Here is a 23,221-nt window from a genome sequence, read left to right on the forward strand (position 1 = left end):
CATGATTAAAGTATCCCATCTTTCCAAGCGCATCGGTGACGTGCAGGCGCTGAATGACTTAAGTTTCGTCGCACAAAACGGCCAAATCACAGGATTACTCGGCCCGAACGGGGCAGGTAAAACGACATGTTTACGCACTATCTTTGGCCTGCTGAAACCCGATAACGGCAAGGCTGAAATCGAAGGCATAGATGTCGCCATCGACCCTATTGGCGCTAAGCAGCAACTCGGGCTATTCCCCGACCCTTTTGGTCTGTATGAACGCTTAACACCACGGGAATACATTCGCTATTTTGCCGAGCTGAGCGGCTTATCATCCAAGGAGGCCAAAGAGGCCACCAGCCAAGTGATTGCGAAATTGCGCCTCGAAGACATTAGCGATCGCCGCTGCAAAGGCTTTTCCCAAGGACAAAGAATGAAAACCGCCCTCGCACAGGCAATCGTCCACAGCCCGAGCAATATTATCCTCGACGAGCCGACCCGTGGGCTGGATGTGATGAGCACTCGCCTACTGCGTGACATTCTTATCGATCTTAAAAATCAAGGACATTGCGTGCTGTTCTCGAGCCATGTGATGCAGGAGGTCGCCGCACTGTGTGACCAAGTGATCGTTATGGCCCAAGGCAGAGTCGTCGCCATTGGTAGCCCAACAGAGCTTTGCATTCAAACAGGCAAAGACTCGCTCGAAGAAGCCTTTATTCAACTTATCGGCACGGATGAAGGGATAGCGGCATGATAACTCAGCAAAGATTACGCCCGCAGGTTTTAACCTTTAAGACCTTGATATATAAAAGCGTGGCATTTAAGAACATGGTTAAGGGAATGACAGCATGAATAAAATAATCGCTATGGTTCGTAAAGAACTCATCGATGCCGCCCGCGATAAGCGCTCTGTGATGGCGGGTCTCTACTACGCCATAGGTACGCCGCTGATCATGTGCGGCCTATTTATGGTGTTAATTGGCCAGCTAAGCAGCCCCGATGATTTGAAAATCACCATTAAAAATCCCGATAAAGCACCGGATTTAGTAAGATTTTTATCGAATAAAGGCATCACTCAAGGCGCAGCCGATGGCTCTGACGCCAAAGACCTTAAAGCCATAGAGCTGATAATCAGCACCGACTATGCCGCGCAAATGAACCAAGGCAAAAGCGCTGAGATCACTATCGTGGCCGATAATTCAGAGGAGAAACTGCAGAACTCGATTCGTAGACTCGAGAAACAACTGCAGGCCTACAGCGCTGAAATGGGCAGTTTACGTTTAATTGCCCGCGGTATCGACCCGCGCGTGGTGCAGCCACTCAAGGTGAATGTGCAAGACAAAGCCACCACAGACTCTAAGGGTGGGATGATCTTAGGTATCGCCATTTTCACTATGATTTACTCGGTATTTATCTCGGGCATGAACCTAGCTATCGACACCAGTGCCGGTGAGCGCGAACGCAACTCCTTGGCCCTGCTACTGAGCCATCCGCTGACCACTCGCCAATTAGTGCTGTCAAAAATTATTGCGGTAAGCCTGTTCGCTTTGCTCGGTTTAGTGTTGATCTTGCTGGTGTCTAAAATCGCCTACGCCTTTGTGCCTTGGCAGGAGTTAGGCTTTAGCGTCAACATCACCACAGAATTTATGGCACTGATGTTAGTAGTCGGCATCCCCGTCGCGTTAATGGCCGCTTGTCTGCAACTGTTTGTGTCTTTTATGGCGAAAACCTTTAAGGAAGCCCAGTCCTATCTGACTATGGTGCTGTTTGTACCCTTAGCCCTGTCGATGGCCGCCAGTTACAACATAGCGCCAGATATGCTGCAGTGGTTGCCCGTCTCGGGTCAGCAACAGGCATTAATGGACTTTATCAAAGGTAAAGACTTGCCCATGTTGCAGTTACTGGTTTCGACCTTAGGCACACTCGCCATTGCGGTATTGCTCGCCTTTGGCATGGAAAGGTCGCTCAAGAGTGAAAAAGTGATCTTCGGTTTATAGGGCGCTTCGATTGATAAACTTGGGGACAAAGTGACTCAACTCAGCCTACAAAACTAAGCACTAATTGAGCGAGTACAAGTGCTTGAAAAAATAGTGATAGAGCCAGAGTACGAGCTAAAGCAGCAGATTAATCAGTTATGAACTCTAAGCTCCTCAAACAACAAAGCCACTTGATTTTCAGTGGCTTTGTTTTTACAGGCTTGATAGCAAGATCACTTAGCCTTAGGCCTAAATGGCTTGATCACGGCTTCGTTACACTCTAAATACGGGCCTTCCATCAAATCGATACAGTAAGGAATGGCAGGGAACACGGCATCTAAACATTCGCGAATCGATTTTGGTTTGCCGGGCAAATTCACAATCAATGAATCGCCACGTAACCCTGCGGTTTGACGAGACAAAATGGCGGTAGGCACAAATTTTAATGACTCAGCGCGCATCAACTCGCCAAAGCCTGGCATCATGCGATCGCAGACGGCTTCTGTCGCTTCTGGGGTGACATCGCGTTTCGCTGGGCCAGTGCCGCCCGTAGTGACAATCAAACAGCAATCTTGCTCGTCAGCCATTTTGATCAGCGTCGCTTCAATCACATCCCGCTCATCGGGGATCACTTGATAAATCGGCTCCCACTCGCTGGTGAGATAGTCGTTGAGCGTGTCTATAATCGCCTTGCCTGAGATATCTTCATAAATTCCCGCGCTGGCGCGATCACTGACCGTCACAATACCGATTTTTGCTTTGCTCATAGGAAATCCCCAATCAAGTTGAAATAAAACTATATCGACCATAAGCAGAGGAGAAACCGATGCTCCTGCGACTATAAGCCGCAGCTAAAATAGCACAAATGCCTAGCCAATGGAGCGACTAGAACGTGATGAGGTTCGCGCTATATGCGTAGCATTTGTATGTATAGAGGAGATGCAATGAGCACAAAGGGTAATATTGAAAAACAAACACTTTCAACTTAGCCAATTGCAGCAAGTTATTATCAAAGCGTTGGCCGAGTCAGAGTGCTTAATCTGGCCGTTATCCTATCACTAATTATTTGCTTAAGCTGTTCACTACCGGGGGCATTCTCAATAACCTTCTCCCGAGCTTTTGCCACTTTTTTGCCAAGGTCATTCATCAATACTTTTCCTGCTCGTTCACCCAACCCAATCGCTTCAGCAAAGGCACTAAAATCATGGCCAGTATAGTAACCATAATGCTCATATGATGATGTACTGAATCCTCTTTCCACCTCTGACTCAAGTAACCAAATACTTAACTCACCCGAATTATCGTATTGCTTGTAGGGAGCAACTGAGACCATGTCATAGATGGGGGTGTACCCAGAGGCCCTGTTACTGTCACTAGCACGGCTAAGGGAAATATTTTTCAAATGCAAATCATTGTTGCCAACGATATAGGCCATTAGGACCTGCAGAAAGCCATCTTTGAGCAATTGCACATGGCCACCACTCAATTGATACGCTTCTTTAATCGCTCTTTCATAGGACAATGTATCGCTACTCTTATTCCCCGGCGCAACATTTAGCGCAGATGCCAGATCTTCGATAAATTCACGCTTTCTACCAGTCTCTCTATCCAGATCAAACCGTGCAGTCACATAGGCCAGTTGCCCGCAACTAAAGGGAACTAAGTGATGTTCAGCAACATTGAAACCAACTGCCTTACACAACTGCATAACCATAAATTCGTTCTCCGCCAACTCTGGAAAGTCGTTGGGAGAAGGTTTAACTATGTATGGTCCCATGCCGACGGCGTTGGTCAGTGTTTTGGGTTTGCCTTCAACATAGGTTAGAAACATTTTAGGTTGAACACCAGAGATAGATACGCCACCTAAGGATTCCATGGCCACTTCGTTAAACTCACTGCGAGGAAAATCAATCTGGTAACCTTTAAGGCTTTTCATCGGAACAGAGATCAATTCTATCGCGGGCGAGATATCATCACCACGATACTCAGTCAGCACACTGACGGGACCAATAAGCTCGGCACCATTTCCCAGTAATAAGCCAAACTTGTCATCTTGATCTAATCTCGCGATTCTCGCTTGATGACGCCTCACCCAACCTTCACTCATCAGGTTAGCAAAAAATGGCGGCAAATAGTTTCGGCGGTATGGCTCATAGGTGATTGGCAGCTTATAGCCAATCTGCGGCAGGCCTGAGGCAATATACGAGGCCGCATAGGTGAAGCTGTACTCATACCCCTCTAGCGTGTCGTACTCTAGCAGTTCACCGGCAAATCGGTTGTTACTGTAGACATAACCAATTCGATTAGCTCTCATGACTTAGCCTCATTCGAAGAGCTAATTTGAACACTAACGTCCGGTGCTTTCTTACCAATAAATAAATCTAACCCAATGGTATTGAGTAGTGTCTTTAGGGTGCCAATTTTTACCGACTCAAGCTTACTCATAATTTTGTAGTAAGTAGCTGGCGCAATATCGGCAAATAAGGTTAGCTCCTTCACTTTTAGCTGCCCCATATGTTCGGCCACCATCTCTTGTACTGTCTGTTGCGTTAGCGGCTGAAATCCATCACGCTTTTGTTTAAGAAGCAGTATTTGCAATTCACGATCTAACGCAGCCATCTGCACAGCTAGCTGGTTTCTCATGTTAAGCATCTGATTTATTTGGGTATCACTTTCTACGTTTTTCATATCAGACATAAGTACCACCTCAAAGTGCTACGTTTCACCACAGGTATTACACAGTAACAACTATCACTAACGCAGACTTTTTATGATGAAAAAAAATAATAGTTATACTATAGCAGTATATTTTTAATATTCATCTGCTTTAGCGATATTTTCAGCATAAAAAATAGATTTAGTACATTACATTGAAATATATGTGCAATTTATGCCAAGGAGAAGAGACAAATATCGGCTCAGATCTAAAGCAAAAATGAGCTCACCTGAGCCAGTGTGGGCAAAGAGGGAAACGCGCCTTTTTGCCCGCAGGTAATCGCGCCGCAGCGAGTTGCAAATACCACCGCCGCTTCTAAATGCGCTTTGCTTTCTAGCCTTTGTTTCAAGCCTACATTTCCTAAATCGGATTCAAGATCATGTTCGAGCCCTAAGCCTAAGGCGAACAGAAAACCTGAGATAAAACTGTCGCCTGCCGCCGTAGTATCGACGGCTGAGATTTTGGGGACGGGTACGCTAAACCTTTGCTGCCCTGTGATGCATTGCACTGGATTGGCACCATCGGTGACCAAAATCACCTCAACCCCTTGGGCGAGGCAAAACTGCAGATAATCTTCAAAACTCTTATCCCGCGCTAACGCTAAGTAGTCCGCTTCTTCGCGGCTCATTTTCAGCACTTGGGTGTAGCGAAAACACAGCTCAACCCGCTCGGCTAGCAAGGACGTGTCCTGCCACAGGGATAAACGCAGGTTCACATCGAAACTCACTAAGGTCGCGAACGCATTGGCACAACGCGCGCCATAAAGGCTAGTGTTAAAGATGGCAGTTTCAGTAAAGGTATTAGAGCAAAGGTGAAAGATATCAATACCCTGCCATGGAATACTGTCGAAATGCTGATTGCTGTAGCGCATATCGGCAGTGCCAGTGCGGTTAAACTCAAAGGTGCGTTCACCCTGTTCATCTAAATTGACCAGCACAGTCGCGGTAGCAGCGCCCGGCACTTCGGCCAAATAATCGGTTGCCACACCCTGCTCCGCTAAGGCTTGCTTTAACATGACACCGTAATGGTCGGCGCTGATGCCACCGGCAAAATAACTCTGACCGCCGAGTTTCGCGTAACCCACAGCCACATTGGCGGGCGCGCCACCGGCAATCGGCTGATGATGTTTGCCTGTGGCATCGGTTGGCAGCAAGTCTACTAACACCTCACCAAAACTGAGTAATACCGTCATTTCCACTCCAACTTTGTATTCTATATTCTGCATTCTGTAGCAGGCAAAAAGCCCACTTTCATGGGCTGTTTTGGGCTTAGCATTTTTTCTGTAAAAACAGTTTCTGTAGCAAGATCCGCTTAGAACTCGTATTTAAGCGTCGCACTCGTGGTGCGGCCATTTATGGTACGGGCACGGATGATATTGTTATCAGGGATTGAGCCTTCTTCCGCTTCAGTAATACCTGTGACATTAAACAAGTTGTTGACGTTTAAAGACACACTCATGGCTTCGGTCAGATTGTAAGTTGCAAAGGCATTCACTTGGTTGTAGCCGTCGAAACTTAAGTCGTTATTATCTTGAGCATAAGAATCCGTGGTACCGATTAAGTTAACGCCCACTGAACCTTGGTCAAAGTTGTAACGGCCCATCAAAGAGTAGATAAAATCAGCCTGTCTTCTTGGGATGTTACCCACCACTTCTGGCGTCAATGCATCTTTGGCAATCTCAGCATCGGTCCAGGTCAGGTTGCCTCTAAAGTCGAAGTCACCGATAAAATAGGCCGACTCGATTTCGATACCTTTGGCTTTGTACTTACGGTCGAAGAAACGTTGGCTGGTGGCTTCAAAGTTTTGCTCTTCGGTTTCAGAGTAGAACGCCGTCGCAAACACAGACAAATCATCGTAACGGTACTTAACACCTAACTCGTACTGGTCAACGATATCAACCGCATCTTCCTTCGCAACTGAACCATCGGCACGCACTTTACCAAATAACAGACGGTCGGCATTGGCGCGGCCACCGTGGCTCAAGCGACCGAAGGCAGCTAAGTCACTGGCAAATTGATAGTTAGCACCTAATGAGTAAGACGTATAGCTCCAATCGTAATTCACTGGCTGAGGGTTCGCATTGTCGATGGAAGACACGCTCTGCTCAGGGATTGAAATCACCCCATCGAGATTCATATCTACTTGCGATTGCACGCTACCGGCGTAGTTACCGCTCGCATCACCACTGTCATAACGCACACTGGCATCGAGCGATAAGTCACCAAAACTCGAGGCTAACGCGAGGTAAGGCGCTTTAATGGTGTAGTCGGTATCGTAATTACGTTGGCAACAATTTCCCCAGTAAGGTACGCCATAACCATAGAGGCCATTGTCAGAATACGCAGTACCATCGGCGGCAACCACATCTAATAGCGCGGCATTATCGCCTTTTACTTCCATCAGATAAGAGTTCCACATCCAGGTCATGCTGATGTTTTGCACCGCATTGTAATAACCTAAGGTCACGCTGGTATCGTCGAAGGTTTTAGTCAATTTGAAGTCATTTACGATTGAGCCAAAATCATTCATCTGCACATCAAAGGTGTTGATACGCATGGCTAAACCGTCCATCTGATTACCAGAATTAGGTCCATTGGCGTAAATCAACTTAGCGCCAGTGCCAGCAATACTGGTCGCGATATCGCTACCGTTTGCCACTTCGGCAGGAAATGGCGCGATAAAGTTACCGCTCACATCGGAGAAACGGAAACGGTTTTCAACCTGCCAATCGTTACCTAAATCGAAGGATGCCTCTAAGCCGACAGAATCGACCACTGGATTCATGCCATCGCGCATATCGCCACGGCGACGTTCGCCATCGGCACCTAAGCTCAAAGTTGACTGGAAATACGCGGATTGAATCGCATCGGATTTCGCATCAAAACCTGGGATTGAACTGCCATCCGAGTACATAGGCATAGGTAAGTAACCAATGCTTTTATCGTCTAAATGTTTGAAATACAGACGAACATAACCTTTATCAAATTCTTTGGTTAAGTTAGCTTTGATCTGGCCGCCTTTGTTTGCGTTATAGCCAGCGTCGCGTGGGCCTTCACCCGTACGCACAAAACCGCCCACATGGAAACGCAGGCTGTCGTTGATGCTAGTGCCGTATTCAAAGTCGGTACGGAAAGTGTCGTAATCCAGCCCTAAAGTAGTAGCAACACTGCCCGAATCCGAGGTGCCCGTTTTACTGATCACATTGATAATGCCGCCGGGCGCATTACTGGCCGCAGTCGATGCCGAGCCACCACGGATAGATTCAATGGTTTGCACTGTTGAATCTAAGCGTAAAAAGATGTCTGCGTTACCAAAGGCGATATCGCCAAACTGTAGGATTGGCAAACCATCTTCTTGAATTTGCAGGAACTTAGCACCACCAGACGCCACAGGTAAACCACGCACAGCTATGTTAGCGTTACCTTCACCGCCAGTAGACTCGACCTTCATCCCCGGAATAATACGGAATGCTTCGGCCGATGAACGCGGCGTACTCACTTCAAGCTCAGCCAGTGACACACTGCTGACTGACACACTCGAATCCATAACACGAGTGCCACGGGCAACACCAGTCACGGTAATTCTTTCTAAACCTAACGCGTCTTTCTTGGCTTCTTCCTGTTGTGGTGCGTCGGCTGCCCAAAGGTGAGAACTCACCAACACGGCCAATGTACTTAACAAGAATTTCTGTGATGTGCTTTTTATCATTTTTATGTCCCCACCCATATTTGAGATGCAGCCCTATCTCCCCATAGCTACATCTACCGAATTGTGATTAATCGAAGAACCATCTTAGTGATTGCTCAAGGTCATATTGAACTGAACCTCGAATCAACTTAATCGATTAAGTTAACAAGTTAGCAACTTAATAACAAAAAGCAAGTGTGTTTTTTGCACAATTTTGGTTCGCACTCTGGGTGTAACATATCAACATATTGATTAATTGAATAAATGTGACAGAAAAATATTTTCTGTCACAGCCCAAATTAGTGCGCATCGAAAGTTAACAAATGACGGGCAGGATCTTTAACGAGATTAAATCCGCTCAGAAGGCACAACAAAATGGCAAAACCAGTGGCGAGGTAGAAGCCATATTTAACATGACCGAAAATATCGCCCACTAACCCCATCAACAAGGGCCCAACGGCGGCGGACACGGCAGTAAAAAACAGAATCACCCCAGCCACAGAGCCGTGCTGATCCACGGGGAAACAGCTAATCCCCTTAGAATTAAGCGTGGGATACATCATGGACATAAACAGCCCAGACAAGGGCAACAAGACGACTGCCGCTTCAATGCCGTAGATCATAGAACCAAGATAACAAGCACTTATCGCGAAGCTAAACCAGAACATCACTTGCTGCCATGGGAAGCGATCGAGCACCCAGCCACCTAAAAAGCGCCCACCCGCACGCAGGGTAAAAAAGATCGTCAAGGCATAAGCGGCCAGTGTGGTGTAATCACCTTGATAGCTTTGCAGCAAGGTCGGCATCCACACGTAAATCGCCACTTCGGTGGCAACGTATAAACCTATCGCAAGCGAGAACCCTAATGCATAAGGGTTTTTCATCATCTTAAAGGTGCTGGCAAGGTTAATGGCATCCGTCGAGGAACGTTTGATTTGCGGATAATCCGCCCGATAAGCTAACCAACACAGTACTAAACAGAAGCAACCCGCGCCAAAATACAGATACTTCCAAGAGACGCCGCTGATCAGTAAATAACTAACGATGGCCGGCCCTATCATGGCACCGACACCAAAGTAGCCCTCTACCGTATTCATAGTGCTCGAATGCTGTTTTGAGGAAGTCGAGATATCGCCAATAAGCCCCAGCGCGCCGGTTTTAAAGACGCCAATCGCCGTGCCGACAAAGGCGAGTAGGAACAAGAAATAGTAAAACGATTCCCCCAGCGCGAACATGAAGCAGGCGAGCGCGAATAACAATAACCCCAATAGAATGGTTAACTTACGCCCTATCTTATCCGCCAAGAAGCCTAAAAACAGTCCACTCACCGCGATAAAAATCATCGGCATATAATGGAAGGCACTGGCCTGCGACATGGACAAACCAAACTGGGATATCAACTCAGGAATAATGACGCCCACGGCATCAGAGGTCATAGCGAACATGAAAAACATTAAATATGTGAGTACCCGAATACGGGTATGATTGCGGTTATCGCAACCTTTTGAATCACTTACCATACCATTTCACCTTATCGTTATTATACCTACTCGCTCTCAGCAGCTCAGTGACAGCATGCTGAAAAGGTTTCGGCTTTTGTGTACAGCAGTGAGCCAGCCTCCCCCAAAACTTGAGACTAACTCAAAAATCCAACAAACCACTTGAATAATGTTTCATATTGGTTAAATATACAACTTAATCGATTAAGTTTAGTTGTGCAATCAATTAAAGGATTGCCATAAACCTTTACTCTAAAAAGACAACTCAAGCGTGGGCAAAGTATGAAAAACCAAGTGCAACTGATCACCTATGTCGACAGAATTACCAATGCCGGGCTCAAGGAGCTCAAAGCACTACTCGATGACGAGTTGCAAGGTCTATTCGGCGGCGTGCATCTTTTGCCTTTCTATTTTCCCATTGACGGCAGTGATGCGGGCTTCGATCCGATAGACCATGTACAAGTCGATTCACGCTTAGGCAATTGGGATGACGTTAAACGCATTGGTGATGATTACGACATCATGGCAGACCTTATCGTTAATCATATGTCCGCCGAGTCACCCGAATTTAAAGACGTACTCAAGCACGGTAAGCAATCGGCTTACTGGGATTTATTTTTAACCAAAGACAAGGTATTCCCTGATGGATTAAGCGAGCAAGATCAAGCCGCTATCTATCGCCCACGTCCGGGAAGTTGTTTTAGCACTTACACCTTAGCCGATGGCTCGACCGAAGAGTTTTGGACCACCTTTACCCGCAATCAAATCGATATCGACGTTCATTCCACCGCAGGTAAAGATTATTTAAACCGAGTGCTGGCGCGTTTCGACCACAGTAAAGTGAATCTGATCCGCTTAGATGCGGCGGGCTATGCGATTAAAAAGCCCGGCACTAGCTGCTTTATGATTGAAGAGTCCTTCGAGTTTGTGGATAAGTTAGCCCAGCAAGCCAATGCGTTAGGTATGACAACGCTGGCCGAAATTCATTCGCACCACATGACTCAGGTCGAGATCGCCAAGCGGGTCGACATGGTGTACGACTTCGCCCTGCCACCGCTCATCTTGCACACGCTGTTTAGCCAAGATTGCCAAGCCTTGACCCATTGGCTGGAAATGGCGCCACGCAACTGCATTACCGTACTCGACACCCACGACGGTATCGGCATTATCGACGTCGGCCCTATGGATGGCTTGCGCGGATTATTGACCGAAAATCAAATCGATAATTTGGTTGAAACCATACATGGCAATAGCAAGGGCGAGAGTCTACAGGCCACAGGCGCGGCCGCCAGCAACGTCGATTTGTATCAAATCAACTGCACCTATTACGATGCACTCGGCCAGAATGACCTCGATTATTTGATGGCGCGGGCGATTCAGTTTTTCGCACCAGGGATTCCGCAGGTGTATTACGCGGGTCTGCTGGCAATCCCGAACGATATGGCGCTGCTTAACCGGACTCACGTCGGCCGCGATATTAATCGCCCTTATTTGAATCGTGAAAAAGTGCAGCAAGCCATGCACAAACCTGTCGTTAAGGCGCTAACGAAGCTGATTAAACTGCGCAATAGCAGCTCAGCCTTCGATGGCCGCTTTACAATGGCATCGGCAGAACGCACATTAACCTTGTCTTGGACAGCGGCCGATTCGCAGGCGAGCCTCACCCTCGACTTTGCCAATAAAGATGGCCAAATCATCCTTTTAGATAAGCAAGGTAAAGAGACACAAGTGTCGTTATCAAGACTGCTGGCTCAAGCATAAGCTTGCGTTCCTGTTCGGGCTTGAGCTTAGGTTTAAGTTCAAGCTAAGCGACATAGTTTTTAGATAGCAAAAAGGCGCATTGAATGCGCCTTTTTTAGTTAAAAGATGTAGCGATTAGCAGCTCTTACCGAGGCGTAATTCATAGCCCAAAACTTCCGCATGCACGGCATCACTGACAAACATTTGCGCCGCTTTTCGGCCCTTCTGCTCAGAGTATTGATAGACGGTCGTTAACGGCGGATTTGAACGTGTGCCTTCATCTATGCCATCAAAGCCCACGACTCGCACATCTTCGGGAACACTCAGCCCCATGGCCTGCGCCTCACCGAGCACACTCAAGGCGATTAAGTCACTCATACATAAAAATACATTCGGCCGCGGAGTCGAGTTCAGCGCTTCTTTTGCCGCTATCGCCGCATAGTCGGCATTGCTCTCGGGGATATTCCAAATGCGGTCCGGCCCCAGTAAAACGCCCACTTCTTCAATCGCTTGCAAGTAACCCTGTAATCTTTGATGGGCAACAGAGGTATCGATTTCTAACAAATTCAAATCATAAACGCGGCAAGTTAAGTGGGTATCGAGCAAACGTAACCCTAAAATGGCGACATTGTCTGCGGGCGATTGCAATGCCAGTTTCGCCACTTCATAGGCGGCTAACTTATTGTCTATGCTCACTGATGCATTGCGGTGGATATCAAAATCGACCGTGACGACCTTTTTCTTTACCTGCTTTAACTGCTCGGCTAACAGGGCATTGCGCGGGCGACCATAACAAATAAAACCATCCACAAAGTCGGCTACCGCATTCACACTGTCTGAGCTGCCCGAAAACAGCAGCAAATTGAGTTTTTCTTGCTCCAAGACAGAGGCTACGCCCTTCATAAATTTACTGGCGACGGGATCGGACACCATGTATTCCACGCTGTCCGACAATACCAAGGCGACAGTATCAAACTTGCCCTTACGTAGGGATTGAGCCGCTTTATTTGGTCCGAAATATCCCAACTTAGTGCAGGCAGCTAAAATGTCGTTACGACGTTTTTCCGATAATTGGTCGGGGCGATTAAACGCGTTAGAAACAGTGGCATTAGAGACACCCAACTCGTTGGCTATGCTCTTTAGGGTCCAGTGTTTTGTTGTTGTCATGCTTATGTCCTGGAATCGAATAAGGCCACAAAAATACGGCTCAGCGCAAATAGTACACGGCTTAAATGGGTCGTGCACCTGCAAATCTAGGCTTAATGCGCAGTTTCGCTATCGTGATCTTTTAATACCGTTGCAGGGGATAAAAAACCGACTATCGCGGCACACAATGCCACACCCGCAGCGGCCATAAATCCGTACTGGAAGGCTTGATGCACCACCTCTGTCGGCAATGTTTTAATCGCAGCGATGCCAAGTTCAGAACCCGTGAGTGGCAACAAACTATAAAGCAGCACGCTAAACAGCGCAGTACCAATAGCAGCGCCCATAGAACGACACAGTGACACCATGGCCGTGATCTGGCTGAGTCGCGCCTTGCCCGACACGCTCTGCACTACGAGCTGCACGCTTGGCATCACAGTCCCTAACCCTATCCCGACCAACACACCTAAGCCGCCAATCACATTGGCATTAGGCGGCACAAAGCTAATCAATAACAAGCCGATGAAAGCTAAACCCATACCAAAGGTCGGCAACCACTTAGGCGCGACATCTTTACTTAACAGTCGGCCCGCAATCGTAGAGCCAGTGACAATACCGAAGGTCATAGGCAAGAGCAGCAAACCGGTTTTGGCGGGATTGGTGTGTAAACCCACTTGCAGATAAATCGGCAGGAAGAAGATCATCGCAAACAAACAGGCCGCAAACAGCGCCGCCGTCAGCAGTGGCATATAAACGGCCTTCTTCGCCAGTAAATCTAACGGCAGAAACGGGCTCGCCAATCGCCGTTCCCACAACAGCAGACCTAGAATGCCGAACACCACAAAGACGGCAAAGCCTAAGCTAGTCGCAGAAAGCCAAGCAAACTCTTGCCCCGCCACAGATAACCAATATAAGAGTGCGGTGATAATGGTCGGAAACAATACCACGCCCACTAAATCAAACTTGCCTTGGCGTACGGGTTTAACGCTGCGCTTATGCAGCCCATTGAGTCGCCATACCGCCAGCATGGCCAGTGGAATATTCGCCCAAAATAGCCAATGCCACGAATAGGCGTGCACCACAATACCGCCAATGACAGGGCCGCCAACACTCGCTAGGGTAAACATAGCGGCAAAATACCCTTGGAAACGCGCCCGCTGCCGAATGGGGACTAACTCGCCAATCAAAGATTGAGACAAACTCATCAAGCCGCCACCGCCCATGCCCTGCAAAATACGTCCGGCGATCATGTGATCCATAGTGCCCGCACTCGCCGAAACGATGGAACCCAGTGCAAAAATCACTATGGCGATCATCAGGATTTTCGCGCGACCGAAGTTATCCCCTAACCAGCCATAAATCGGCACAGAAGCGGCCATCGCCAGCATATAACCGATAGTGATCCACGAGGCTTGGCGCAGGCCGCCAAGATCTTCAACTATGGCTGGCGTCGCCGTCGCGAGTAAGGTTTGATCGACTGCCGCCAAAAACATGGGCAAGAATACAGCCGAGAAAATGGCGAGAAAAACAGAAGTAGGTAAAGGGTCACTCTGGGATAACGCAGGCTCTAAGGACATATTGTCTCCGCTAACTCATCAGCCCAAGTGCAAAAAGAAAGTGCATAAAGAAGATGTGCTAAATTCGCCGTGCATTCCAATACTTAGACGCCCAATAACTGTTATGCAGGCTCGAAATCTTCACCCCTTGGCTAGTGGAAACATGGAGAAAATTATCGTCTCCCACATAAATGCCGACATGGTGTGTGCTCCAACCTGTCTTGAAAAATACCAAGTCGCCCTTGCGCAGTTGATTTCTCGGCACAGGTTTCCCTAGGGCTTGCTGTTCTTCAACCGTGCGCGGCAGTGTCATACCCAACATCTTCTGATAGGCGACCGACACAAAGGCCGAGCAATCTATGCCCCGCTTAGTGCCACCGCCTAAACGATAGGGCACACCGCGCCACTCAGAATGCAGTTCGGAGATATTGCTATCATTCCAAACCGTGGCGGGTTCAATTTGCTTTACCACAGGCTTAGGTTCTGGCGCGCTAGCACAAGCGCCAAGGCCTAAGGCTAAGATAACTATCAGTAATCGTTTCATAGCTTCAAACTCATTGCAGGCAGATTTCACAGTAACGTAATTTTGAGTTTTTATCAGGTAAATTCAGGGCGGCTGGGGATCAAAACGCCCCAACACCCGCGCACTCTAGCAGACTAATATAACCTAAAGCTTAAAACTATAACGCCGTCCACAATAAACGCACACCCACCAGCACCATTAAAATCAAGATGATGCGTTTAAATAACCTATCGTCAATTTTATCTTGAATGAACAAACCTAACTTTACCCCTAACCATGCAAGCGGCACCAATAACAGAGAAACGATAATATTCTCTTGGTTAATCTGCCCAAGCAAACTGTAAGGAACAAGTTTAACCAGATTCACCACAGCAAAAAACACCACGGCAGTGGCTAAAAACTCTGCCTTGGCTAAGCGCAACGGCAACAAATAAGCGTTGAGTGGCGGCCGCCCGCATGGGCAACAAAGCTCGTAAAGCCGGCGGTTAAGCCACACAAGCGCCCAACCAGAGGTGAAGGTGATGCTTGAGTTTTATCCCCAAGGATCAAACCATACAAACCAAAACCGAGGGACACACAGCCTAGAATCACCCGTAAGTAATCTTCGTTTAATCGATCGAACAACAGATAAGCGATAAAAATTCCCACAACCGCCGCGGGCAATAGTATCCATAAATGACGCGGATTATGTTGCCCCCACCAGGAACGTACACTTAAAAAATCCATATAAATCAGCAGTGGTAACATGACTGCCGCCGCTGTAGCAGGGCTAATGACCAGCGCCAATAGTGGGACAGTTAAGCCGCCCACGCCACCCGCAAAACCGGATTTAGAAATCCCAGTAATCAAGACTGCGGGTATCGCCACCAACCAAAAAAGAGGGTCCGTTAACATCAACACATCCTGAATAACGCTTTATGGCTATCAAGTTACCTGTTGTTGGTGTGATAAAAAAGAGGCAGCACTGAGCTAACATCAAAAGTGCAATCACATAGATAAGTCAGTGAGCCTTAAATGAGTAACAACCTCGCCCATAAAACACGGGATAAAAAGTAAAAAATCCGCAGCCATTTGGCTGCGGATTTTTTATGTTAGCTTTTAGCTAAAGAGGAAAAGCTTAGCTTACGCCTATGCAGATTCGGCCGTCATATTCACTAAGCGAGGCGTACTCTTAGTCGCTTTCTTAGCTGACGCAGGGGTTTTGGGCTCTGGCATACGAATGGTTAATGACATGACTAACGCCACCACCAGTAGCACTAAAATCACGTTAAAGGTTGCAATAAACCCACCAAATAACGAGGCGACAATCGAACCGATAATACTGCCGATACCGAAACCTAAGTAGATAACGCCATAGTTTTTAGTCAGGTTATTCAGGCCGAAGAAGTCGCTCACCAATGATGGATAAACAGTGATAGTACCGCCAAAACTAAAGGCAACGCAGGCAACCGCAACGAAGAACAGGTTAGCATTCAAAGGAATGAACAACAGTAACACCATACCGACTAAAGTGATGATCTGCGCCAGTGAAATAACCCGAATGCGGGGGATTTTGTCCGACAGAATACCCAGCACTAAACGACCACTGAGGTTCGCCATAGCAATCACAGCAACAGCATTGGCGGCGACCAGTACAGGCAAGTCGACCATCTTCTCACCGATATCTTTAGCCACACCAATCACATACAAACCACTCATACAGGCCGACAGGAACATCAGCGCCAGCATCCAGTATTGCGGCTTACGCATGGCTTCAGCGAGGGTGAAGTCGCGACTTTCGGCTTGCTGACTTGCGGCTGATTGTGCAGGCGCATCTTTCATCAACATACCGCCACACAAGACCAACGCCATGGCGATCAGCCCCCACAGTTGGAAGGTGGTTTCAAGGCCAGTGTTTTCGAGTAACAGCACGTTAATGTATTTAAATCCGAGGCTACCTAGACCATAAGCACCAATCGCTAACGCCGAAATCAGCCCTTTGCGTTCAGGGAACCACTTCACGCAGTTAGACAAGGTCATCAAGTAGCCAGTGCCATCGGCAAAGCCCACTAAAATCCCTGCGCACAGGTAAAGCATCATCAAGTTACTGGCTTGGGCAGTGAGTAAGAATCCAACGCCGAGTAACAGGCCTGCGCCTAAGGTGACATTACGTACGCCAAAGCGTTCCTGTAATTTGCCCGCCATGGAAGATGCCACGGCCAAAGACAAACTCAGCAAACCAAATACAAACGCCACTTGGCTGACGGGTTCGTCGAGTTTAACGGCCAACTGCGCATTGAACAGGCTCCAAGTGTAAACTGAGCCGAGTGCAAACTGGGTGATAATAGTACCAACTAAGGTCAGGTACCGAGTACGGTTCATCTCTTTAGTCATGATGCATCTCGCTTTAGGGGATCAGGAATTGAGTCCACTATAAGAGAGATGCGATTCGCGCCGATCAATTAAGGCATGAAATACAGATCTGCAGGAATGAATGACAATTACAGCCTCATCAGCTGTCGAAAAGCCTTAATATTACTACGGCTAACGGGCACCTCGAACGACAAATCATGCAACCTAATCAGGTAAGTACTATTGAACCAAGGCACGATTTCGCGGATCTTGTTGATATTGACGCAATAGGAACGGTGACAGCGGAAAAAGCCTTCAGCAGGCAAACGACTCACAAACTCACTGATGGTCATCTGCATCACATAACGGTCGGTGCGGGTGTACACATAGGTGAGTTTTTCATCGGCCTCGGCATAATAAATTTGCTCGCAGGGCGTAACGATAATCCGCTCACCTTTAACTAAATTCACGGTTCGACTGGTGTTGCTCGCGGCCTCATGTTGCGGCTTTGGTGCTTGTCGTCCCACCTGTTCAATCTTCTGCAATAAGCTGATGATCCGCGGTTCATTGTAGGGCTTGAGAATATAATCGAAGGCTTCGAGCTCAAACGCTTCTACTGCAAATTCTTTATAGGCAGTAACAAACACCACATGGGGAGGATGGGTCGATTTATGCAGATTCTTCGCCAACAAAAGGCCATCGATGGACGGTATTTGGATATCCAAAAACACCACATCGACCTCGTGATCCTGCAAATATTTAAAGGCCTCTAAGCCATCCTCGAAGCTAGCCACTATGTCTATCTCACTGTGGCTCTTCACTAAATACTCTAGCTCCTCACGGGCGAGATATTCATCTTCAACTATGATGGCTTTTAACATACTTGCGCCTCATTTTCCGGTAAGTAAAAACTGACTTCAGTCCCCGGTTCGAGCCGTTTAAGCTGCAAACCTTCGCCGTACAATAACTTCACTCTCTGGTGCACATTCATCAGCCCAATACTGCTACTTTCTACACGGCCAGCAGCTACGCCATCAATCACCTCTTGGCGGATCCCATAGCCAGTATCGCGCACAGCGACGCGAATACCTGCATCGAGTTTTTTCACTTCTATCGTCACTCTACCCGGTGCACTGCGCGGCTGAATGCCGTGCAAAATGGCGTTTTCCACCAGCGGCTGTAACAAGAGGCAAGGTACACAAAAATGCACATCGTCGACATCGAAGATCACTTCAAGCTTGTCGCCAAAGCGCGCCTGCTCAATCGCCACATAATCACGGACTTGTTTCACTTCTTCTTGGATATCAATCAGCTCATCGCCTTTAGCCAAGTTATAGCGCAGATAATCGGCCAGATTAGCAATCAACTGTCGCGCCTGCTGTGGCCGAATACGGATCAAAGAAGAGATCGCATTGAGGGCATTAAACAAAAAGTGCGGGTTAATCTTGCTCTGCAACGCCGTAAACTCCGCCTTGCGGGTCATCTCTTGCAGTTGCTCGATACGCGACACTTCCATCTGAGTCGAAATTAGCTGCGACAAACCCACAGCCATCTCCCGCAACGAGCTAGTGATACGATAGGTATTGCGATAGTAAATCTTCAGCGTGCCACTCACAGTGCCGTTTTCGCGCAGCGGGATTATGATGACCGAATGAAAATCCGATAAATGATATTGGCGTAAGTCATTGTTAATAATGTTTTGATCTTGCTCTATCGCCCTTTGAGTCATTTCGCTAATCGCTTGATGACCATCGACCTCGTAGTAATCTTTGCCAACGCCCATATAGGCTAATACATCGCGAGTATCGGTAATCGCCACAGCATCGGCATGGATTTCATTGCGGATCACAGCGCAAACTTGCTCTAAGGCATGGCGATCAATCTTGCGGAAAAAGGGTAAGGTTTTATTGGCAATATCCAGCGCGAGCTTAGCCTGCTTAGCGGCAATCAACTCTTTCTCATCGTCGAGGTCTTGCACTAGCTTGATAATCAGTCCGATACACACAGTGCCCGCAATCATGGGATAGGCAATATGACTCACAATCTCAACGCCCACCTCGTGTGGCTCTGTCAGCAACCAAATCAACAACATGGTCAGCGTTTCGCACAACATGCCCGCCACAATGCCATAAATCCACAACTTAGATTTGGGACATTTGTAATAAATCCACGTCGCCATAAGGCCGGCAATAATGCTAGCGATTAAACACGGAATAGAGGTATCGCCATCCATATCAATCAAATATCGATGCAGCCCCGACAGCACGCCCGCAGGAATACCAACCCAAGGGCCAAATAGAATCCCGCCAGAAATAATTGCGATAATCCGCACGTTGACCAACGCGCCTTCAACCTCAATGCCGGTATAAGTACTAAATACCGCAAATAAGCAAAATATCGCCGCCACAGAAACTAACTCTGCGGGGGTATGATTACGCTTTTGGAATAAACGCTGAAACGGTCGAGTGCGGGTTAAAAAGAACAAGGTCATCAGCATCAAGGCCGCCCGTTCAAATACCGCCAGTAACATCATTTGATTTTCGAGCACGCTTTCTCCTTGAGCTATCACGCTGAATCACAGCCCAACGTTATATTTACCAATGATATATTTATGAGTGTTAAGCCTGTACGCTGAATGGATTAGGGTGAAGACAGGCTTTGCCGCCAACACAAGCTCCCATAAAAGATAGACTCGATTTTGCAGATCCAACGTAAGACATGGATGATAAAAATCACCGAGCCCCAAACTTGTCAAACACTCGTATTTAGGCTCGAGTAAAACATCAAACGCTAATGCCCACATAAATACAGGCTTGCTAAAGTAAAGGACAGATAAAAGTCCCATTCACGCGGGCTCAGTCACACATTCACGTTTGAAATGGGTTAACAGAGTTATCGAAGGGCGATTTTAACAGCTCCATTGTCCAGCCATATGACAGCACAGATTTGCAAAATCGACCGGAATACCCGAAGCTAAAACCTTCGGCTCGAATGCAAGATGAGATCACCCTCATGCGAGATTCTAGGTTCACACTAAGCTGCACTGAACCGAGCCAAACTGAACTGAGCATGCCCTAGTAATGGAATAAGGAGCGAACATGAGTGAACTACAAGCACAGTTTTATGGTGGCCCTAAGGAATGTCCTATTGAAAATGGCCGCATTCAAGCTCAACGGATTGCCCCAAAAATCAGTGATGTCGGCGGCATACCTGTCGCACGGGCTATTCCCCAAAAAGAGCGCCGCCTTATCGGCCCTTGGTGCTTTCTCGACCATATTGGCCCAATCACCGACGGCCCGCAGTTAAACGTCGGCCAACATCCACACATTGGATTGCAAACCTTTACTTGGATGCTCGAAGGCGAAATCATGCACAGGGACAGCCTAGGCAGTGCCCAAGTGATCCGCCCAAAACAAGTTAACCTGATGACAGCCGGACACGGCATAGCCCACACCGAAGAGTCGATAGCGGGTCATCACACTATGCACGCAGCCCAACTATGGATTGCCTTACCACTAGAACACAAAGATACCACTCCGAGATTCGATCACTACCCAGAGCTGCCGACTTGGCTCGAAGCGAATATCGAATTCACCCTACTGATTGGCAGTTGGCATCATAAACAGGCGCCCACATTACACTTCTCACCTATCGTTGCCATAGATCTGTTTGCCGCCCATGACGCTGAACTCACTCTGAATCTCGACCCTAGTTTCGAATATGCCCTCATGCCACTGGAAGGCCGCTTCCAAATCGAGGATGAAAGTTTCGATAATAACCACCTCGCCTACCTTGGCATGCTACGCGAAACCATCACCATAAAACTCGAAGCGGGTTGTCGCATACTGCTGATTGGCGGCGCGCCATTGGCTGATCCTGTCAGCATTTGGTGGAACTTTGTTGGCCATAGCAAAGATGAAATAGTCAAAGCACAGGCAGATTGGGAAGCCGAAGATCCCCGCTTCGCCGCCGTTACTGGCTATAGTGGCAAACGCTTAGTGCCCCCACCAATACCTTGGTGATGCTTAGATCAATGACGGGCGGGTCAATGACTCAGGGTTAGGGGTTGGATAGGCGCTTTGACATCATACGTAATGGCCTGTGCCAGGGTTAAGGCTTACAACATGAGTGTATGCGGTAAGCCTTATCATTTACCCAAAGTGTGATGTGAACAAGCTCGATTTGCCTAAGCTAAGTGCAAGCTAAGCCACTCACAAGGTTACAAATTTTACGACATTTTTACGCGCTATCTTAAAATGCCTTTGCTAAAGTACAGGCACTTTCTTTATATGCGTCTTTCTATTCATGACTTCATCCATAGCGGCTCCCATGACACAATACTGGCGTTCGCACCCGACTTTATTTACCTTCATAGTGCTAGTGACGGCCATTTTCAGCAGCGCCTTTATCGATCACTTTTCAAACTCGACTATCGCCGTACTGCTGATTTTACAATTGGCCGTAGTGGCCGTAGCCCTACAATGCAACGCTAACTTGGCCTATTTTGCGGCAGTATTTGAGGCGACCAGCTTTAATTTTCTATTTACCACACCACGTTATTCACTCCAGATGTTTAATCTTGAGGACATTCTCAATCTCAGTGTGTTTCTGCTTGTCGCCCTCACCACCAGCAAATTAGCCGAACACTATCGACGTCAGCAAGATGCTCTCGAACAAGCTCAGTTACGCAACAGTATTTTGCTGTCGGTTTCCCACGATTTACGCACCCCACTCGCCACTATCATTGGCACGCTCACCACCTTAAAGGAATACATGCCTAAGCTCAGCCCAGACCAAAAGGATGAGCTGATTGATAGCGCGGCCGCCGAAAGCCATCGCCTGCACCAATATATCGAAAACCTGCTGCAAGCCACTAAGTTACAACACGGCGCACTCAAGTTTAGCTTGAGTGAAGACGCCATAATGAATGTATTGCACCAAGCTATTGCCCGTTTTCCAGCCACGCAGCCGCGTATTATCATCAAGAGTGACGCCGATCTACCGTCACTGATGATCTGCAGTTCATTGATTGAGCAAGCTATTTTTAATGTATTGGATAATGCGCTGCGCTATTCGCCTTCTGATAAGCAAGTCATAGTAAAAGCGTATCAGCAGGGCGATGCGTTACTGTTAGATATCCAAGATGAGGGTCTTGGCATAGAACCCGCTCAGGCGCAGGCAATTTTTGAACTCTTTTATCGCCAGCATCCCTCAACCGATAGCGGCTCGGGCCTTGGGCTTGCTGTTGCTAAGGGCATAATTACCGCCCATGGTGGCCAGATCAGCGCCGAACCTGTCGCTCATGGCAGCCTTATTCGTATCGCATTGCCGATAAAAAAGGGAGAGGAATAAATGGCTTATAAGGTGCTGGTCGTCGATGACGAAGCGCAAATCCACACTTTTATGCGGATATCGTTAGAAGCGGAAGGATTCGAATATCATGGCGCCGCCTCGATTGCGTCAGCCCTAGCGCAATATCATGCGCAGCAGCCACACGTGTTAGTGCTCGATCTTGGCCTACCCGATGGTGATGGCATCAGCTTGCTGCAAACCCTACGTCAGAGTGACAAAGTGCCTGTGCTTATCTTAACCGCCCGCGATCAAGAGGAAGAAAAAATTCGTCTTTTGGAAGCTGGCGCCAATGACTATCTCAGCAAGCCATTTGGGATCAGGGAGTTAATCGCTCGCATCAAGGTTTTAGTCCGCGATTTAGTCGATGAACCGCCATTAAGTGATTTACTGCAGTTTGGCGCACTTAAGTTGCAAAAAAGTACCCACCAGCTTTGGCTCGATCAGCAAGAAATAGCCTTAACCAAAAAGGAGTTTGCCCTGATGGAGACCTTAATGTCTCACCCTGGTCAGCTCGTTAAACAAACTGAATTACTGCGGGATATTTGGGGTAAAACCCATCAAGAAGACAGTCATTATCTGCGGATCTTAGTCAGTCAGTTACGTAAAAAACTCAATGACAGCAGCGAGCAGCAGCTCATTAAGACAGAAGCGGGCCTAGGTTATCGCTTAACAAACAATAGATAAGCATCTGTTATAAATTAGCAAAGGATATT

The 23,221-nt window shown here is 47.7% G+C and carries 18 protein-coding genes and 1 pseudogene; 6 read left to right on the forward strand and 13 right to left on the reverse strand.

Going from position 1 to position 23,221, the window contains the following annotated elements:
- Position 1: 1 nt before the first annotated feature.
- Together KFE26_RS17340 and KFE26_RS17345 are read left to right on the forward strand one after the other, a co-directional pair.
- On the forward strand, positions 2 to 736 hold the full coding sequence (locus KFE26_RS17340; protein ID WP_063881864.1) for an ATP-binding cassette domain-containing protein: 735 nt from the start codon (positions 2 to 4) through the stop codon (positions 734 to 736).
- Between the two features lie 94 nt (positions 737 to 830).
- A complete protein-coding gene (locus KFE26_RS17345) occupies positions 831 to 1,979 on the forward strand; it encodes an ABC transporter permease (protein ID WP_212601151.1) in 1,149 nt (382 codons plus the stop codon).
- Between the two features lie 212 nt (positions 1,980 to 2,191).
- Here KFE26_RS17345 and mog read toward each other — a convergent pair whose 3' ends face one another.
- From mog to KFE26_RS17375, 6 genes are all read right to left on the reverse strand, one after another.
- Positions 2,192 to 2,725, reverse strand: coding sequence for a molybdopterin adenylyltransferase (gene mog / locus KFE26_RS17350; protein WP_212601152.1), 534 nt, complete (start codon positions 2,723 to 2,725; stop codon positions 2,192 to 2,194).
- 242 nt (positions 2,726 to 2,967) lie between these two features.
- Entirely contained in the window at positions 2,968 to 4,272 is a 1,305-nt protein-coding gene (locus tag KFE26_RS17355; protein WP_212601153.1) for a type II toxin-antitoxin system HipA family toxin, read from the reverse strand.
- Positions 4,269 to 4,655: a hypothetical protein gene (locus KFE26_RS17360; protein ID WP_212601154.1), complete on the reverse strand. Its 387-nt coding sequence runs from the start codon at positions 4,653 to 4,655 to the stop codon at positions 4,269 to 4,271. Before KFE26_RS17360 ends, KFE26_RS17355 begins: the two co-directional genes overlap by 4 nt.
- A 227-nt stretch (positions 4,656 to 4,882) precedes the next feature.
- A complete protein-coding gene (locus KFE26_RS17365; protein WP_212601155.1) occupies positions 4,883 to 5,866 on the reverse strand; it encodes a carbohydrate kinase in 984 nt (327 codons plus the stop codon).
- Between the two features lie 119 nt (positions 5,867 to 5,985).
- Positions 5,986 to 8,382 carry a TonB-dependent receptor domain-containing protein gene (locus KFE26_RS17370; RefSeq protein ID WP_212601156.1) on the reverse strand — a complete coding sequence of 799 codons (2,397 nt, stop codon included), beginning with the start codon at positions 8,380 to 8,382 and terminating at the stop codon, positions 5,986 to 5,988.
- Positions 8,383 to 8,660: 278 nt separating this feature from the next.
- Positions 8,661 to 9,881 (reverse strand): sugar MFS transporter, encoded by a 1,221-nt coding sequence (locus KFE26_RS17375; RefSeq protein WP_212601157.1) that lies wholly within the window; start codon positions 9,879 to 9,881, stop codon positions 8,661 to 8,663.
- A 261-nt stretch (positions 9,882 to 10,142) separates the two neighbouring features.
- Here KFE26_RS17375 and gtfA point away from each other — a divergent pair, with 261 nt between their 5' ends.
- On the forward strand, positions 10,143 to 11,621 hold the full coding sequence (gene gtfA / locus KFE26_RS17380) for a sucrose phosphorylase (protein ID WP_212601158.1): 1,479 nt from the start codon (positions 10,143 to 10,145) through the stop codon (positions 11,619 to 11,621).
- A gap of 114 nt (positions 11,622 to 11,735) precedes the next feature.
- Here the strand turns inward: gtfA and KFE26_RS17385 are convergent, their stop codons facing one another.
- From KFE26_RS17385 to KFE26_RS17415, 7 genes and pseudogenes are all read right to left on the reverse strand, one after another.
- Positions 11,736 to 12,767 carry a LacI family DNA-binding transcriptional regulator gene (locus KFE26_RS17385; protein ID WP_212601159.1) on the reverse strand — a complete coding sequence of 344 codons (1,032 nt, stop codon included), beginning with the start codon at positions 12,765 to 12,767 and terminating at the stop codon, positions 11,736 to 11,738.
- A 92-nt stretch (positions 12,768 to 12,859) separates the two neighbouring features.
- Positions 12,860 to 14,323 (reverse strand): MFS transporter, encoded by a 1,464-nt coding sequence (locus KFE26_RS17390; protein ID WP_212601160.1) that lies wholly within the window; start codon positions 14,321 to 14,323, stop codon positions 12,860 to 12,862.
- A 58-nt stretch (positions 14,324 to 14,381) separates the two neighbouring features.
- Positions 14,382 to 14,846, reverse strand: a complete 465-nt coding sequence (locus KFE26_RS17395; protein WP_212601161.1) for an NlpC/P60 family protein — start codon at positions 14,844 to 14,846, stop codon at positions 14,382 to 14,384.
- 136 nt (positions 14,847 to 14,982) lie between these two features.
- Positions 14,983 to 15,719 (reverse strand): annotated as a pseudogene (locus KFE26_RS17400) (sulfite exporter TauE/SafE family protein).
- A gap of 234 nt (positions 15,720 to 15,953) precedes the next feature.
- Positions 15,954 to 17,198 (reverse strand): MFS transporter, encoded by a 1,245-nt coding sequence (locus KFE26_RS17405; protein WP_173497262.1) that lies wholly within the window; start codon positions 17,196 to 17,198, stop codon positions 15,954 to 15,956.
- Positions 17,199 to 17,305: 107 nt separating this feature from the next.
- Complete coding sequence (locus KFE26_RS17410; RefSeq protein ID WP_105250908.1) at positions 17,306 to 18,037, reverse strand: LytR/AlgR family response regulator transcription factor; 732 nt, start codon at positions 18,035 to 18,037, stop codon at positions 17,306 to 17,308.
- Positions 18,031 to 19,704, reverse strand: coding sequence for a sensor histidine kinase (locus tag KFE26_RS17415; protein ID WP_311981269.1), 1,674 nt, complete (start codon positions 19,702 to 19,704; stop codon positions 18,031 to 18,033). Before KFE26_RS17415 ends, KFE26_RS17410 begins: the two co-directional genes overlap by 7 nt.
- A gap of 550 nt (positions 19,705 to 20,254) precedes the next feature.
- Between KFE26_RS17415 and KFE26_RS17420 the strand changes: the two genes are divergently transcribed.
- From KFE26_RS17420 to KFE26_RS17430, 3 genes are all read left to right on the forward strand, one after another.
- Positions 20,255 to 21,178: a pirin family protein gene (locus KFE26_RS17420; RefSeq protein ID WP_212601162.1), complete on the forward strand. Its 924-nt coding sequence runs from the start codon at positions 20,255 to 20,257 to the stop codon at positions 21,176 to 21,178.
- A gap of 283 nt (positions 21,179 to 21,461) precedes the next feature.
- Positions 21,462 to 22,508 (forward strand): ATP-binding protein, encoded by a 1,047-nt coding sequence (locus tag KFE26_RS17425; RefSeq protein WP_113941211.1) that lies wholly within the window; start codon positions 21,462 to 21,464, stop codon positions 22,506 to 22,508.
- Positions 22,509 to 23,192 (forward strand): response regulator transcription factor, encoded by a 684-nt coding sequence (locus KFE26_RS17430; RefSeq protein ID WP_131524531.1) that lies wholly within the window; start codon positions 22,509 to 22,511, stop codon positions 23,190 to 23,192.
- The last annotated feature ends 29 nt before the right edge of the window (positions 23,193 to 23,221 follow it).

The sequence above is a fragment of the Shewanella sp. M16 genome, assembly GCF_018224605.1.
GTDB classification, from domain to species: Bacteria; Pseudomonadota; Gammaproteobacteria; order Enterobacterales; family Shewanellaceae; genus Shewanella; species Shewanella oncorhynchi.

Coding starts and splice junctions, on each gene's coding strand:
- KFE26_RS17385 (WP_212601159.1), bottom strand. CDS start 12,767: ATGACAACAACAAAACACTGGACCCTAAAGAGCATAGCCAACGAGTTG.
- KFE26_RS17370 (WP_212601156.1), bottom strand. CDS start 8,382: ATGATAAAAAGCACATCACAGAAATTCTTGTTAAGTACATTGGCCGTG.
- KFE26_RS17390 (WP_212601160.1), bottom strand. CDS start 14,323: ATGTCCTTAGAGCCTGCGTTATCCCAGAGTGACCCTTTACCTACTTCT.
- KFE26_RS17365 (WP_212601155.1), bottom strand. CDS start 5,866: ATGACGGTATTACTCAGTTTTGGTGAGGTGTTAGTAGACTTGCTGCCA.
- KFE26_RS17395 (WP_212601161.1), bottom strand. CDS start 14,846: ATGAAACGATTACTGATAGTTATCTTAGCCTTAGGCCTTGGCGCTTGT.
- KFE26_RS17355 (WP_212601153.1), bottom strand. CDS start 4,272: ATGAGAGCTAATCGAATTGGTTATGTCTACAGTAACAACCGATTTGCC.
- KFE26_RS17405 (WP_173497262.1), bottom strand. CDS start 17,198: ATGACTAAAGAGATGAACCGTACTCGGTACCTGACCTTAGTTGGTACT.
- KFE26_RS17430 (WP_131524531.1), top strand. CDS start 22,509: ATGGCTTATAAGGTGCTGGTCGTCGATGACGAAGCGCAAATCCACACT.
- gtfA (WP_212601158.1), top strand. CDS start 10,143: ATGAAAAACCAAGTGCAACTGATCACCTATGTCGACAGAATTACCAAT.
- KFE26_RS17410 (WP_105250908.1), bottom strand. CDS start 18,037: ATGTTAAAAGCCATCATAGTTGAAGATGAATATCTCGCCCGTGAGGAG.
- KFE26_RS17345 (WP_212601151.1), top strand. CDS start 831: ATGAATAAAATAATCGCTATGGTTCGTAAAGAACTCATCGATGCCGCC.
- KFE26_RS17425 (WP_113941211.1), top strand. CDS start 21,462: ATGACTTCATCCATAGCGGCTCCCATGACACAATACTGGCGTTCGCAC.
- mog (WP_212601152.1), bottom strand. CDS start 2,725: ATGAGCAAAGCAAAAATCGGTATTGTGACGGTCAGTGATCGCGCCAGC.
- KFE26_RS17340 (WP_063881864.1), top strand. CDS start 2: ATGATTAAAGTATCCCATCTTTCCAAGCGCATCGGTGACGTGCAGGCG.
- KFE26_RS17375 (WP_212601157.1), bottom strand. CDS start 9,881: ATGGTAAGTGATTCAAAAGGTTGCGATAACCGCAATCATACCCGTATT.
- KFE26_RS17420 (WP_212601162.1), top strand. CDS start 20,255: ATGAGTGAACTACAAGCACAGTTTTATGGTGGCCCTAAGGAATGTCCT.
- KFE26_RS17360 (WP_212601154.1), bottom strand. CDS start 4,655: ATGTCTGATATGAAAAACGTAGAAAGTGATACCCAAATAAATCAGATG.